The organism is Gimesia chilikensis (assembly GCF_007744075.1).
Taxonomy (GTDB): Bacteria; Planctomycetota; Planctomycetia; order Planctomycetales; family Planctomycetaceae; genus Gimesia; species Gimesia chilikensis_A.
The window spans coordinates 3,277,071-3,291,683 of record NZ_CP036266.1; the positions used below are offsets into that span (position 1 = coordinate 3,277,071).

The 14,613-nt window shown below is 53.9% G+C and carries 13 protein-coding genes; 10 read left to right on the forward strand and 3 right to left on the reverse strand.

The features are described from left to right. Window positions 1-75: 75 nt before the first annotated feature. A complete protein-coding gene (locus tag HG66A1_RS12415) occupies window positions 76-519 on the reverse strand; it encodes a YkgJ family cysteine cluster protein (RefSeq protein ID WP_145040252.1) in 444 nt (147 codons plus the stop codon). A 178-nt stretch (window positions 520-697) separates the two neighbouring features. Here HG66A1_RS12415 and HG66A1_RS31975 point away from each other — a divergent pair, with 178 nt between their 5' ends. The 5 genes from HG66A1_RS31975 (at window position 698) to HG66A1_RS12435 (ending at window position 5,496) form a co-directional block, all read left to right on the forward strand. After that, on the forward strand, window positions 698-850 hold the full coding sequence (locus HG66A1_RS31975; protein ID WP_197997118.1) for a hypothetical protein: 153 nt from the start codon (window positions 698-700) through the stop codon (window positions 848-850). A 329-nt stretch (window positions 851-1,179) separates the two neighbouring features. Continuing rightward, complete coding sequence (locus HG66A1_RS12420) at window positions 1,180-2,109, forward strand: hypothetical protein (RefSeq protein WP_145184061.1); 930 nt, start codon at window positions 1,180-1,182, stop codon at window positions 2,107-2,109. A gap of 91 nt (window positions 2,110-2,200) precedes the next feature. Continuing rightward, window positions 2,201-3,067: a rhomboid family intramembrane serine protease gene (locus HG66A1_RS12425; protein WP_145040256.1), complete on the forward strand. Its 867-nt coding sequence runs from the start codon at window positions 2,201-2,203 to the stop codon at window positions 3,065-3,067. Window positions 3,068-3,146: 79 nt separating this feature from the next. Continuing rightward, window positions 3,147-3,758 (forward strand): sigma-70 family RNA polymerase sigma factor, encoded by a 612-nt coding sequence (locus tag HG66A1_RS12430; protein ID WP_145184064.1) that lies wholly within the window; start codon window positions 3,147-3,149, stop codon window positions 3,756-3,758. Between the two features lie 61 nt (window positions 3,759-3,819). Beyond that, window positions 3,820-5,496 (forward strand): serine/threonine-protein kinase, encoded by a 1,677-nt coding sequence (locus HG66A1_RS12435; protein WP_145184066.1) that lies wholly within the window; start codon window positions 3,820-3,822, stop codon window positions 5,494-5,496. A gap of 19 nt (window positions 5,497-5,515) precedes the next feature. On the opposite strand, the gene HG66A1_RS12440 is transcribed toward HG66A1_RS12435, so the two are convergent. Next, window positions 5,516-6,616: a glycosyltransferase family 9 protein gene (locus tag HG66A1_RS12440; protein ID WP_232106815.1), complete on the reverse strand. Its 1,101-nt coding sequence runs from the start codon at window positions 6,614-6,616 to the stop codon at window positions 5,516-5,518. A gap of 294 nt (window positions 6,617-6,910) precedes the next feature. Here HG66A1_RS12440 and HG66A1_RS12445 point away from each other — a divergent pair, with 294 nt between their 5' ends. Beyond that, window positions 6,911-7,504 (forward strand): EF-hand domain-containing protein, encoded by a 594-nt coding sequence (locus tag HG66A1_RS12445; RefSeq protein WP_145184072.1) that lies wholly within the window; start codon window positions 6,911-6,913, stop codon window positions 7,502-7,504. 100 nt (window positions 7,505-7,604) lie between these two features. Here HG66A1_RS12445 and HG66A1_RS12450 read toward each other — a convergent pair whose 3' ends face one another. After that, a complete protein-coding gene (locus tag HG66A1_RS12450; RefSeq protein WP_145184075.1) occupies window positions 7,605-8,405 on the reverse strand; it encodes an enoyl-ACP reductase in 801 nt (266 codons plus the stop codon). Between the two features lie 221 nt (window positions 8,406-8,626). Between HG66A1_RS12450 and HG66A1_RS12455 the strand changes: the two genes are divergently transcribed. The 4 genes from HG66A1_RS12455 to secD all read left to right on the forward strand — a co-directional run bounded on the left by HG66A1_RS12455 (window position 8,627) and on the right by secD (window position 14,478). Continuing rightward, window positions 8,627-9,634, forward strand: coding sequence for a type II secretion system F family protein (locus tag HG66A1_RS12455; RefSeq protein ID WP_232106816.1), 1,008 nt, complete (start codon window positions 8,627-8,629; stop codon window positions 9,632-9,634). Between the two features lie 78 nt (window positions 9,635-9,712). After that, on the forward strand, window positions 9,713-10,831 hold the full coding sequence (gene tgt, locus HG66A1_RS12460) for a tRNA guanosine(34) transglycosylase Tgt (RefSeq protein ID WP_145184081.1): 1,119 nt from the start codon (window positions 9,713-9,715) through the stop codon (window positions 10,829-10,831). 191 nt (window positions 10,832-11,022) lie between these two features. Then, window positions 11,023-11,376, forward strand: coding sequence for a preprotein translocase subunit YajC (gene yajC, locus HG66A1_RS12465; RefSeq protein ID WP_145184084.1), 354 nt, complete (start codon window positions 11,023-11,025; stop codon window positions 11,374-11,376). A gap of 111 nt (window positions 11,377-11,487) precedes the next feature. Continuing rightward, entirely contained in the window at window positions 11,488-14,478 is a 2,991-nt protein-coding gene (secD, locus tag HG66A1_RS12470; protein WP_145184087.1) for a protein translocase subunit SecD, read from the forward strand. Window positions 14,479-14,613: the final 135 nt, after the last annotated feature.

The following is a 14,613-nucleotide window of genomic DNA, read 5'->3' on the forward strand; positions in this document are numbered from 1 at the left end:
TACCGGCTGTGATCCTCGCGGATCGCTGTTGACTGGAGAGTTTAAGGATTGGTTTCGTTTGAGACGGAACGCGTGCTACACATGCACGACGGGAAGGTTCTCGGTTTTGATTTTGGACTTCCCTTTGCGTTTCTTTTTCTTCGGAGGCAGAACGGCGTGGGCGTATTCCCAGATCTGTTCCGGAGTCTCAAACAGGCGGTCGTAGGTGCCGTCGTTGTCGTATTCGCAGTCGTCGGTGGTGTAAGTCCGACAGATCTGGGGACGGTCTTCATAGTTCCCACAACGGTAATCCGGGAGAATGTATTTGCAGTCTCCATAGACCATCAGGAACCAGACATCCTCATCGACGAAAATGGCACTGTGCCCGTGCATGATGTACCACCGCATGTGATCGTAATCTTCCCAGGTGGTCGGCGTTTCGATGGGTAGTGCAAAATAGCGACAGCAGCGTGCCGTGCAGTAACTGCATAATACTTCCCCGCTTTTCAGATCGGATCGTTTTACTGTGACAGTGGACATGGTCGGCTTCCCTGATAAATAAAAAGACGGTTCAAGTCTGAAAAGGTTCGCAGCGACTGAAAACCTGCTGAACGACTGCTCTGTCCCCCAATCCCGGGGGCGGCGGAACGTATTAAAACAGACCGCTGCAAGGTCAGTACAATTCAGGACTTCAATACACCTCTGATGATAGAATAGGATGTTTTATAAGCCATTGAGCGGGAAAATGCACGGAATCTGCAGCAAGAAAGTTCGGGAAATCAATCAGAAGCGGCTCTGGAAACGCCGTCCCGTCGGAACCGGAGAATGCGAGGGGACGCTCACGCTGCTCTTTTCAGGAGTTCGCTTATAGGGGTTTTAGCGGTTATCACCCGGCGAAAAGTGTATAATTACGGTTTCTGCTTGACCCTGATTTGTTATGGGACTTATCATTAAATAAAAGTCCCGTCCGGTTTTTCGCAGCTTTCCTGATCCCCACAATTGATCTGTCCGGGATACGCGTGAATAATTGATACCGAACGATTTATCTTCGGTTCCAATGGTCAGGATAGACGATGTAACAGACAAGGGCTCATCAGTTTTTGTCTGAAACCCAAGATAGAAGACAGACATTCATTACAGGAATTCGAACGCACCACACGAAACCGCCGGTTTCGTAGAATTCGATCAAGGTTTAAAACGATGCATAAATCCGGAGTAGTCTTCGCCTGGCTTGTCGTGTTGGCAGCGATTGTCGCGGTACCACTGACAGCCAAGGTTCTTGCCGTCCGCAGCAGCTGGTTGCAGGCAGTGGAGAAGAACAGCACTCAGATTGCCAAAAACGAAGCAGAAATCAAAGCGAAATCCGAAGAGAGCGCAGATCTCCGCAAGCGACTGACCCGGGTCATGCTGGGCTGGGATCGTTACTGGGATGCTGCAGTGACTGTCTCCAATCAGCAGACGGGTGAGATTCAGGTGGCGATCGGCAGTAATAACGGGCTCGGCTCAACTCAGAATGCTGAAGAGGCCAAACCGGTCGTCTTCGCATTTCAGGCAGCTCCCGGTCAACCGGGGGGAGTCGCTTATGTCGGTGCGTTCCGTGTGACCGCCCTGGAAGCGAATCGTGCACTCCTGCAGAAAGTGACACCACCCGAAGGTGGTGAAGCAGCAAAATGGCAGAACGGTACCTGGCGTCTGCGAGCTCTGGTGCCCCCTAACTACATCACTACCCTGCGAACTCTGCGGGATCAACTGGTTGAGCGCAAACAGCAGCTCGAAAGAAAACAGGATCGAATCGAAGACCTCAACCGCCTGCTGGCTTCTGCCCAGAAGCGTCTGGATGCACGCGTCAGCGAGTTGATCGGTTCCGACAATGCTCCCCAGGGAGAGAACCTGCCCGTTGAATTGCGCAAGGGGCTGGTTGCTGGTCTGGAAGAAGAAGAGCAGGAGCGGAACGAGGAATTTCAGGAAACCGATCGGTTGCGGCGCGATTTGCTGAAAGTCTACCAGGAACAGCAGAAACTGATTGAAGACGTCAGCAAGCTGGCCCGACAGTTGCCCCAGCACAACGAAGGGTACGGCGAACAGAAACAACCAACCGGCGAAAAGCTTTCTGAAGTCTCTGCTCAATAGCTCAAAATCACGGACGGCACGGACACGGATGACAGAGCGTTGCACATAACGCCTCTGGCCAGGAACTGACAGACTAAGGATACGTTAGGCGATGGGGATCGAGAGTCGGGATTACCTGCGACACGAGAGTGAGGGAAATTACCGCTCTTTCAACATGTCATCCGGTGGCTGGGCGATCAAGTACCTGATCATTGCGAATGTGGTTGTCTTCCTGCTGGAAGTGGCGACTTCGGAAGGTCGGGGTTCTTCTCCCGTGATTAACTTCCTGGCACTGGACCGAGGCAGCCTGTTCCCTGGTTTCCAGATCTGGCGGCTGTTGACTTATGGATTCTGCCATTCCACGCAGACCCTGGGCCATATCTTTTTCAACATGTTCATCCTCTGGATGTTTGGACGCATGGTGGAACCGGTGGTCGGCTCGCGTGAGTTTCTGGTCTTCTATCTGGTCAGCATCGTGATCAGCGGATTGTGTCATGTCGCCATCAGTCCCAACCCTGTGATTGGTGCTTCGGGGGGTGTGATGGCGGTGGTCTTTCTGACGGCCATGTACTACCCCAAGATGACCGTGCTGCTGTTTTTCATCCTGCCGATCGAGCTTCGCTGGCTGGCGGTGCTGTATGCGGTCGTCGATCTGTTTGGCTTTGTGAATCCCCGCAGTGATGGCGTTGCCCACTTTGCTCACCTGGGAGGCGCTGCCTTTGGGGTGGCCTACAAATATTACGGCTGGAATCTGTCGAGTGGCCTGCTGCGGAAGTGGGATCGCTTCCAGTCCAACCGGTCGGTCCGTAAAAGCAAACTCAAAGTCTATTCCGAGCCCGATACCCGTTTGAGCAAAGCGAGCCTGGATGAGCGGGTAGACGCCATTCTGGAAAAAATCAGCCGCGAAGGTGAAGCCAGTCTGACGGATCAGGAGCGGGAACTGCTCAAAGAGGCCAGCAGCAAGTACAAAAAGCGTTGAATCACTGACTGCGACAGATTAACCTGATGGATCGGGAGTTCACAGCTGTGAGAATGCATTCTGATTCCGGTGGTCCGTCATGCCTCAGTCACAATTTGAAGAGCTGATTCAGCGTACGCGTGCCGGCGATCGCGGTGCCGAAAATGAACTGCTGGAAAAATGCCGCGCTTATATCTCGCTGGTCGCCCGGGCTCAGATTGAAGGCTGGATGCGTACCAAGTTCGATGCCTCCGACCTGGTGCAGCAGACGCTGCTCGAAGCGCACCAGGGGCTTTCCCGTTTCGAGGGAGAGACCGAGGCGGAATGGCTGGGCTGGCTGCGGGGTATTTTAAATCATAACACGCTGGACTTCGCCCGGCGTTACCAGGGAGCCGCCAAGCGTGATGTGAAACGTGAGTTTTCCATTGATCGCGCTGGTCAGCAACCAGAAGCCTCTGGTCAGATGAAGTGGGAGTTGCCGGACCAGGCGGATACGCCGAGCCGGATCCTGTTGAACCGGGAACAGGAGATTCAGGTTGCTGACGCGGTCAGTCAGCTCCCCCCTGACTACCAGGAAGTGATTATGCTTCGCAATCTGCAGCGGCTGCCGTTCAAAGAGGTTGCCGAGCGGATGCAGAGGAGTCCCGGTGCCGTACAGATGCTCTGGTTGAGGGCACTGAATCAACTGCAGGAACTGCTGGAACAGGTTTGAAGCGGCCCTTGCGACCGGATAATTCGACTGAAAATTGAAGATTTAAGAAAGACTGCAGCCCGTGACCGACGAGTCGAATGAGCAATCTGAGCAGGTGGAAGTACTGAACCAGTATCTGGACTTCCTGCAGCGTCAGGATGATGCCAGCTGTCAGAGTCTGCGTGCAGTCAATCCCGAGTTAAAACCACTGATGGCCTGTCTGGATTCCCTGGAGCGTCTCGCGCCTCAGTCAGACAGTGATCCCGAATCGGTTGAGCTGGGGCCCGATGATGCGACGTTGCCAGTTTCTCCCCACGCATCCCGACAGGCGCCCCCCCTGCTCGCGCGGGAGTTCGGCAATTATGAACTGCTGGAGGAGCTGGGACGCGGCGGGATGGGCATCGTCTATAAGGCACGTCAGAAGGATCTGAATCGGGTCGTGGCGTTGAAAACGATCCTCAGTAATCAGTTTGCATCCGAAGACGAGGTCCGACGGTTCTACCTGGAAGCCCAGGCCGCCGGTCGTCTGCAGCATGCGAATATTGTCGCGATTCACGAAGTGGGCCAGCATCTGGGGCAGCATTATTTCACCATGGACTTTATTGGCGGAGGCTCACTGGCGAGTCCCGATTTTCGCCCGCTTTCCCAGGTGGCACCGGATAATTATTACGAGGTCGCCTCACTCATGCAGCAGGTTGCCGAGGCGGTCGAGTATCTGCATTCCAAAGAGATCATTCACCGCGATTTGAAACCGTCGAACATTCTGATCGATGAAGCGGGCCAGGCTTACGTCACCGATTTTGGTCTGGCGAAACTCTACGATGGACTGCCGGGAGGCTCAGGGACCGATGCCCGCACACAGACGGGCATGATCGTGGGGACTCCGGGCTACATGTCACCCGAACAGGCCGCGGGGCAACTGGATCAGATTTCCACGCGGAGTGATATCTTCTGTCTGGGTATTATTCTGTATGAACTTTTGACGGGCGTATCTCCGTTCAAACACAGCAGTCCGCTCGATTCGCTGGTGGCGGTGATTGAAGGGGAACCTGCACTCCCCCATTCGCATAACAGAAACATTCCCCGTAGTCTGGAACTGGTCTGCCTGAAGTGTCTCGAGAAGGATCCCGCATTACGCTACCAGTCGGCCCGCGAACTGGCGGCGGATCTCGAACGGTTCATTGCTGGAGAACCTCTACAGGCACAACCTGCGGGCATGATTCAGAAGTTCCAGCGCTGGTTCCGCCGCAAGCCGGCACTGGTGTCGCGGCTCTCCGCAATCCTGCTGGCAGTCGGAATTATTCAGACCGTGTATTCTACGCAGGGCGTTGATTTGAATTACCACCTGCGGATCATGTCGCTGTTTGGTTTGTGGGGCGCACTGGTGGTGTTCTTTCAGTTTGGTCTGGATCACTTTCCAAACAAAAAACGGGTGCGTTACTTCTGGTCTGCGGCGGATGTTGCGCTGCTGACGGGACTGCTGGTGCTCGCCGATGCGCCGATCGGGATTCTGTTGATTGGGTATCCGATGCTCATTGTTTCATCAGGACTGTTCTTTTACGTCAGGCTCGTGCTGTTTACCACGGTGCTTTCACTGCTCTCGTTTGCTGTCCTGGTACTGGCTCGATCGGAGCTGGTTGAGTTATGGCAGTATCCCGTCATCTATGCAATGGTGCTGGCGATCCTGGGAATGATCACGGCTTACCAGATTTATCGGGTCCGCGTGTTGAGTCGCTACTACGAGCTGCGGCGTCCTTGATGACCGCTTGCGAGAAGCGTCAGGCTGCTTTCGGCGTTCTTTCAGCTGCTTCGCGTGTGATCAGGCGATGCAGGGCCTGCCAGACGCGGCTGACTTCCAGCTCTTCCATGCAGCACAGATTCTGTGGTCCGCGTTTGGGGCAGCGTTTGTTATAGCTGCCGCCACAGCTGACATTCGTGGAGACAAGTTCGTGCTTGTCTCCCGGCGGTCCGGAGCGAAGTGCACTGGTGCAGGTAAAGATGCCGGTGACAGGGGTTCCGAGACCAGCGGCCAGGTGCATGGGGCCGGAATCATTGGTGAGGACAAAGTCGGATTGCTGTAAAACCGCGGCGAGTTGTTTGAGCGTTGTTTCCCCTGCCAGATTGATGACCCTGCCGGTCGGGACGAACTTTTGCAGCAGTTTTTCGATATGGCCGGTCAGTTCTCTTTCTGCAGAAGTTCCCACCAGGACAACCTGGCAACGGAAGCGACGGATGGCTTTGGCACCGACCGCAGCGAAGCTTTCGGGGGGCCAGCGTTTGGTGATCCATTGCGCGCCCGCGTGAATCGCGAGAGTCGGCAGCGGATACTCAGGGCAATACAGTTTTTTCTGTGCCCAGTTCTGGTCATCTTCGGAGAGATAGATGTTAGTCGTGCGTTTCAGCTTCCCCTGACCAAAGGCATCAGCGACGCGCCAGTATTTGAGCCAGGCTGGGACATAGCGTCCCGTGTCGGGGATCGTCAGGTTACAGGTGAGGTGCGAACCTTCGCGAGCTGCTTCGATGCCGACCCGCCAGGGAGCGCGGGTGGCGGCAGTCATGATGCCGGTACGGAGCAGGCCCTGCAGATCGATGACCAGATCAAATTTCTGTTTGTTGAGTGACTTGAGAAACTGCCACCACTGTCCTGCTGAGCTGCGTCGCTGGAAGGGAATGATTTCATCCAGGCAGGGATGTCCTTCCAGAAGATTGGCAAAGCTGTCCCGAACGACCCAGGAGATGCGGGCATTGGGAAACCGTTCCCTCAGGACCGGCAGGATAGGGAGTGTCTGCACGACGTCACCCAGGGCACTGGGTTTGATAATGCAGATCCGCTGCGCTTCAATCTGATTCAATCGTGCTAACGGGTCAGTTTTGTTCATCGAATTCGGGAATACAGGCATCAGATGTAAGGTGTACTGGTACAGGCGCAGCCTACAGGGGCGGCATCATAGTGTGATTTGCCGAATTGAGGCAAGATCAGCTTGTACCTGGGACGCATCAGAAAAGCCCGGTTTTCAAAGGGTTACGCGACGACTTCGATTACGTTTTCTGAATTTTTTCTGAGAATCCGCGAAACCTCTGCCTCCCTCTCGCGTTTGATACCGTGTTAACTGAAACCGCTGCAGGAAGCTGATTCCTGTTTCCACAGATTTTGAGAATGAGGAGCTGTCTTGATGAAAATGAATCGGATCGTTACTGCGTGTGCACTGGGTATGGCTGTGATTTCATGGAGCTCTGCTACGCAGGCTGAAGAGGGGAAAAAAGGACAGCGCCCCAACCGTGAGGAGATCCTCAAAAAATTCGACAAGGACGGCGATGGCAAGCTGAATGAAGAAGAGCGTTCGGCTGCTCGGGCTGCCCGTGGTGAAAAGGGTGGTCAGGGTTTCAATCGCGAAGAGTTCATGAAAAAGTTTGACAAAAACGGTGACGGCAAACTGGATGAAAACGAACGCAAAGCTGCTCGCGAAGCCCGCGAAAAAATGGGTCAGCGTGGCCCGCGCATGAGCCGTGAAGAACTGGTGAAAAAGTTCGACAAAGACGGCGATGGGAAGCTCAGCGAAGCTGAACGCCAGGAAGCCCGCAAAGCGATGGGCGGTCGTCGTCCCGGGTTCGATCGCGAAGCCATGCTCAAGAAGTTCGACAAGAACGGCGACGGCAAACTGGATGACGCAGAACGCCAGGCCGCACGGGCAGAAATGATGAAGAACCGTGGTAAAGGTGCCGGTGGCAAAGGGAAAGCCAAAGGCAAAGGACAGAAGAAGAATTAATACTTAATCAGGGACGGGGCGCAGGTCTCGTTCGTGATGTGAACGAAAACAGCCGACGGGATTTTTATTCCGTCGGCTGTTTTTATTGTTCGTCAGGTACTCAGGTCGACTGCTCTGAGATGATCTGGTTGTCGAAATAGTTGGTGCCCATACCGGCATCAATGACGATTCCCTGCGAATTGATACCCGAGGAACGGGGACTGATCAGGAAAGCTACGGTATCTGCGACTTCACTGGTCTGGACGGCTGACTTTCTTAATGTGGCTTTTTCAGCAAACAGGTAGCTGTCCACATAGCCGGGAATTCCTGCGGAGGCGGATGTCTTCAACAGACCGGGACAGACGGCATTAAAGCGAACCTGCGAGAAGTTTGAGAACGACTTGGCCAGAAAGCAGACCGAGGAATCGAGGGCCGCTTTCACGGGGGCCATGTAGCCGTAATTTTCCGCCGCCATGCGGGTGGTGGAGATCGAAATCGTCACCACACTCCCCTGCTCTGGATCGAGCAGATCCTTGAATGCATTACAGACTGCGATCAGGGAGAAACAGGAAATATCGACTGCCTGCAGAAAAGCGGCGCGGGGTGTTTCATGGAACGGAAGCCAGCCGGCTGAGTAGTCTGCAAACGCGATGGAGTGGACCAGACCATGGATGACATCGTATTTCTGGCTGATGTCCGCCTGGAGCTGATCGATTTCCTGTTGATGTTCAACATCACAGATATAGATCGGTGCGTCTTTCAGAAGTTTGGACAGCGATTCTTTGCGGGCTTCCGAGCGAACGACGTAAATCACTTCGGCGCCTGCTTCCTCCAGGACCTTCCCTGTCTGATAGGCGACACTTTTACGGTTGGCGACTCCAAATACGAGAATCCGTTTTCCCGCTAACTTTAAAAAATCCATTCAATCATTTTCCCAGGATCGATTTCTGTAAACAAATTCTGAAAGACCGAGGGTTCACTCTGACAAATTTTGTTTTTTTTCGCAATGTGTAGAAGATTGTCACTCTCAGATAAGTCGTAATTCGACATAATGGACGGGTTGACGGTCCTGTTTCCGATTCTGAATGTTTCCCGAAAGCGAATTCAATGTTCAAGGCACGTGCTTCAATGAAGTCTCTGGCGATGCTGTGTCGTTCCCTGAGTACGATGCTGGAATCCGGCGTGCCGATCACGAAAAGCTTTCAACTGGCCGGGAGAAAACTGGGGAATCGGCGGATGCAGGAGTCCGTGAAAGAGATCACCGTTGAGTTGAAGGCTGGGAACGATGTGACGTCAGCGCTTAAACTCCAGGGGAATTATTATCCGGAGCTGATGGTCAACATGGTCAGTGTGGCGGAACAGAGTGGCGGCCTGCCCGAAGTACTCAAAGCTTTGTCGGAGCATTATGACCAGCTGCTGAACCTGAGGAAGAATTTTGTGCGGTTAATTGCCTGGCCCGTCTTTCAGTTTGTGGCGGCGATCATGGTCATCGCGCTGATGATTCTTGTGTTGGGTTTAATCGCCAATGCGCGAGGTGGAGAGGCGATCGATGTTCTCGGACTGGGACTGTCCGGCCCCAGCGGCGCCCTGATCTGGCTGACCTGTACGTTCGGTTCGATTTTTGTACTATTTGTCGCGTACCAGGTGATGGATCGACTCTGGGGTGGGAAACGCTTCTTTCATAGCCTCTTTCTGCGCATTCCCGTCGTGGGCAACTGCATGCGGTCGTTTGCGATCGCCCGCTTCTCCTGGGCGTTTGCACTGACGCAGCAGGCCGGTATGAATATTCTGGACTCAGTGGAAGCCAGTCTCAAAGCGACTGGTAATGGAGCGTTTATTGCAGCGATCCCCCAGGTCAATGCGGCTGTGAATGATGGAGTGGATCTGACCGACGCCCTGGCGGGAACGCATCTGTTTCCCGAAGATTACATCCAGATGGTGCATGTAGGTGAGACATCCGGGACGGTGCCTGAAACACTGGAGCGGTTGAGTCCCCGTTTTCAGGAAGACGCGCAGCGCTCCCTGGCTGCCCTGGCGGCGGTGCTGGGCTGGTTGATCTGGGCGATGGTAGCCGCTTTTATCATCTTTGTTGTGTTCCGCATCGCTTTCTGGTATCTGGGGATTATCAACGATGCGTTGGAGCAGATCTGAGCATTTCCCGCTGGGTTTTTACTGCTGACGAAGCCTGATCTGATCGCGATAAAGTAACATCTGAACAGAAAAACGACCGTGTCTCAATTTCATTTCGAACTGATCCATACCGATTCCCGGACTCAGGCCCGCGCGGGCCGCTGGCATACTCCCCACGGCATTGTCGACACTCCGGCTTTCATGCCCGTGGGGACCCTGGCCTCTGTCAAAGGGTTACTGCCTGAACAGCTCAAACAGGTGGGAACGCAGCAGGTGCTGGCAAATACGTACCATCTGGCGCTGCGGCCGGGAGCCGAAATTGTGCAGGAACTGGGCGGGCTGCATGAATTCATGAACTGGGATGGCCCGATTCTGACCGACAGTGGTGGATTCCAGGTCTTCAGTCTGGCCCAGCTTACAAAGATGGATGATGAGCAGGTGGTCTTCCGCTCTCACATTGATGGCAGCCTGTTTGAACTCTCGCCCGAAAAAGCGGTGAAGATTCAGGAGCAACTGGGAGCCGACTGTATCATGTGTCTGGATGAGTGCCCGCCGCACGATGTGCCGCTGGAAAAAATGCAGGAAGCCGTCGATCGGACGACCAAGTGGGCAGCCCGCTGCCGGGATGCCCAGAAACGGGATGACCAGGCCCTGTTCGGCATTGTTCAGGGGGGTACTGATCAGAAAATGCGGGAACGCTCGGCTGAGGGGTTGCTGCCACTGGAATTCCCCGGATATGCGATCGGGGGCTTAAGCGTGGGAGAAAAGCCTGAGGATATGTACTCCACCCTGGATTTCACAACGCCGATGCTGCCTGTGGAAAAACCCCGCTACCTGATGGGGGTGGGCCGTCCATCCGACCTGATCGAGGCCATCATGCGGGGCGTGGACCTGTTTGACTGTGTGATGCCGACCCGAAATGGCAGAAATGGGATGGCTTTTACCAGTCAGGGACGCGTGAATTTGCGTAATCAAAAGCATGCCCGGGATCCGAGTCCACTGGATCCCGAGTGTGATTCGCCCGGTTCGCGTGATTACAGCCGGGCTTATCTGCGTCATTTATTCATGGCGCGGGAGATGCTGGGGCCAATTCTGATCTCGCTGCATAACATTGCCTTTTATCAGAAACTGGTGCGGGATCTGCGTGAGGCGATTCTGAATGATCAAGTTGAGGAGTTTAGGGCGGTTCACCTTGCCCGCTGGAACGCATCTTTCTAAGATACAGCTTACTTGATTGCTGGATAACTCCTGAAATTGTTTAGGTTTGGGCCAAATTCGAAACAGCAGTGAACCACCCGAGCCTGTTAAACTGATATGAAATTTCTTGCTGGATCGGGTTGCGGGTCAGATCTAAGTGACGCATGAGACTCACTTTATAGATTACCACGCTGGCCCGGGAAGAGAACGAAATGCACACCTTATTGTCGACTTTGTTAGTACTTGCTCAAGAGACACCCGCTAAACAGCCCGCTGGACCTTCTTTCCTGGTCCAGTCGCTGCCTTTGATTGTGATCGTGATTTTTTTCTACTTCATTATGTTCCGTCCTCAACAGAAGGAACGGGCCCGACGCGAGCAGGCGCTTAAAGAGTTGAAGAAGAATGATCGTGTGGTGACCATCGGTGGGATCATTGGCACGATTGCCAATATTTCTGAGTCAGATCAGGAAGTGACTCTGAAAATTGATGATAATTCGAAGATGAAAGTGCGTCGCAGTGCCATTCAGGGGCTGTATCAGGTTGAAACCAAAGAGGCAACAAGCTAGGTTGCGTTTCAACAGAGAAGTTTGTCAGTATCTGGCACGAAGTTGTCAGCTTAAATCATCATTGCCGAATGAATCGGCCCAGACAAAAAGAATCGTTTCAGGACTAATTGAATGACAGGGATTGATTTTCACTCAGCAACGCTGCTGGCTCAGGAAGCGACCGAAAAAGCGCCTTCGGGCGTATCCGCCGTCACTATCATCTTAATCCTTCTGGCTGTCTTTGTACTGCCGTTTATTCTGGGGGCGGTGATTTCCCGCGCTCTCAAGTTGAAGGAGTATTCACAGAAGATCGGCCTGGTCCTGTTTGTGGCCATCGTAGCGGCGACTCCCTTTATCTGGCAGATCTCGCATGGCCACGACTGGCGAAATGCCATTCGTCTGGGTATCGACCTGGCCGGCGGTTCGAACATGGTTTTCGAAGTCGATCAGGGTAAAAGCGAAAAAGAGCTTTCCAACGAAGTGATGGACCAGATGGTCGGCGCGATTGGGCGTCGTATCAATCCATCGGGTACTGAAGAAGTCACCGTCCGTAAGGTTGGCCAGAGCCGGATTGAAGTGATTGTTCCGGGGGCCGACACCGAAGACGTCCAGCGGATTAAATCGCTGATTACCCGACTGGGTAGCCTGGAATTCGATATTGTCGCAAACCGTCGCGATCATCCCCGTGAAGTACGACTGGCTACGGAAGCCAAGGGGAAGGATGTGCGTGACAATGAAGGCCGTGTGATCGCCAGCTGGCGTGAAGTCAGCAGCGACGAGCCTTTCAGCACCGATGACCAGATGGTCGTTCGGCCCTTCACCCGCAAAGACGGGTCCCAGGGACAGGAAGTGCTGGTCATCATCGAGCCTAACGAAGACCGACGCATCACCGGTAAGTACCTGGTGCGGGCCCGTCAGTCGACTGACCAGAACGGTGCACCTGCGGTTGCCTTTACATTCAATGCCCGTGGCGGCACCCTGTTCAGCCAGCTGACATCGAAAAACCGTCCCAGTAAGGATGGTTTCCACCGTCACCTGGCCGTGCTGCTGGACGGTAAAGTTCATTCGGCACCCCGTCTGATCGACACGATTGGATCCGAGGGGCAGATTACCGGTAACTTTACTCAGAAAGAAATTACCGACCTGTTGAACGTCCTGAATGCAGGGGCGCTGGAAGTTCCGCTGAAGCCGGAACCGGTCTCCGAGTTCTCCATCAGCCCGCTGCTGGGTGTTGACGTTCAGCAGAAAGGGAAGCAGGCAATCATCATCGCAGCTGTTGCCGTGATTGTGTTCATGCTGATCTACTATCGTTTCTCCGGCCTGGTGGCCAATATCTGTCTGACGCTGAACCTGTTGCTGGTGATGGGAGCCATGTCTTTCATCAATGCGACCTTCACCCTGCCCGGTCTGGCCGGTCTGGTGCTGACGATTGGTATGGCGGTCGACGCAAACGTACTGATTTTTGAGCGTATCCGGGAAGAGAAAAACCGGGGCTCCAGCCTGCGAATGGCGATCAATAACGGTTTCTCACGGGCTTTCACTACGATCGTGGATGCCAACCTGACCACGCTGATTGTGGCGGTTGTCTTGTACGTGATTGGTACCGACCAGGTCCGCGGTTTCGCCGTGACGCTGTTTATCGGTATTGTCATGAGTATGTTTACCGCCCTGTATGTCGGGCGTCTGATCTTTGACATCTTCGAACGGAAACGCTGGATCAGCGATCTGAGGATGATGAGTATCGTGGGTGATACCAGTATCGATTTCCTTGGTAAGCGTAAGATTGCCGGTGCCATTTCGGTGGCCCTGATTCTCATCGGCATGGGCGTTGTCATCGCCCGCGGAGAAGAGAACCTGGATATCGACTTCACCGGTGGTACGATGGTGACCTTCGAGTTCGAAGATCAGCAGAACATCGACGAAGTCCGCGCCAGCCTGCAGAAGGCATTTGACAGCAGCATTACGCTGGAACAGCTGGAGCTGTCGAACGATCCGACTTCGGAGGGACGTTTCTTCCGGTTACGTACTACGATGAATGATGCCGACCTGGAGAACTCCGGTCAGAATGCGGCTGAAGGTATCCGTGAAAATCTGAACAAAGCTTTCGACGGAACCGATCATAAACTTCGGAAAGTAACAATGGACTTTGGCGAGGTGAAAAAACTGACCGGTAGTGCTGATTCACCGGCCGGTACCGAAGTCGAACTGACCTTCAGTGGTGATCTGAAGCCCTCGACGGTTGAGACTTACCTCAAAGAAGAGATTGCCAAGATTAAGAACGAAGATGGTTCCGATAAATATGAGCGGATCCCCGAGTTCCAGGTTCAAGGCGCAACCGCTGGTGATAAAGAGGACGAAACGGCAGATGCTTCTGCGGAAGCAGCCCGTCATAAGAAGATGGTTGCCCAGTTTGGTCCTGACCTGTCGGCTGCCGACCTGGAAACTGCGTTAGCTGAGATGAAAACAGTCATGGCAACCACAGCGGTACTGGATGAAGTTAACAGCTTCGACAGCTCTGTGGCCAGCGAGATGCAGGAATCGGCTTTGATGGCGATGCTGATCAGTCTGGTAGCGATCGTGGCTTACATCTGGTTCCGCTTCCAGCGAATCACCTTCGGTCTGGCGGCTGTCGTGGCTCTGGTGCATGACGTGCTGGTTGTGCTGGGTCTGGTTGCCTTGGGAGCCTACCTGAGCAATACCGCTCTGGGGCCGCTGATGGGGCTGACCGACTTCAAGATCAACCTGCCTATGATTGCAGCGTTCCTGACGATCGTCGGTTACTCGCTGAACGATACGATCGTGGTCTTCGACCGGATTCGTGAAGTTCGTGGCAAGAACCCTGCTCTGACAACCAGTATGGTCAATGAGAGTCTGAACCAGACGCTGTCTCGTACCTTGCTGACCTCATTGACAACATTGATCGTAGTGCTGATTCTGTACGCGATCGGCGGTGAAGGTATTCACGGCTTCGCTTACTGTCTGGTACTGGGTGTGTTTGTCGGTACCTACAGCTCGATCTTTATCGCCAGCCCGGTTCTGGTCTGGTTGATGAACCGTCCGGGAAGTGCAACTGCCCGGGCAACTCAGGAAAGCGAAAAGCAGGCCAGCGTCAGCAACAGCTAAGCTGTACGATGCTCAAAACTGCTCTGAAATAAAAAGGGGCTGACTTTGAAGTCAGCCCCCTTTTTTTGTATATGTCGTGCCTGGCAGAGTGAGATATCTTGAGCTGAGTGAAATCCAGTAGCCCTCATCTGTGGG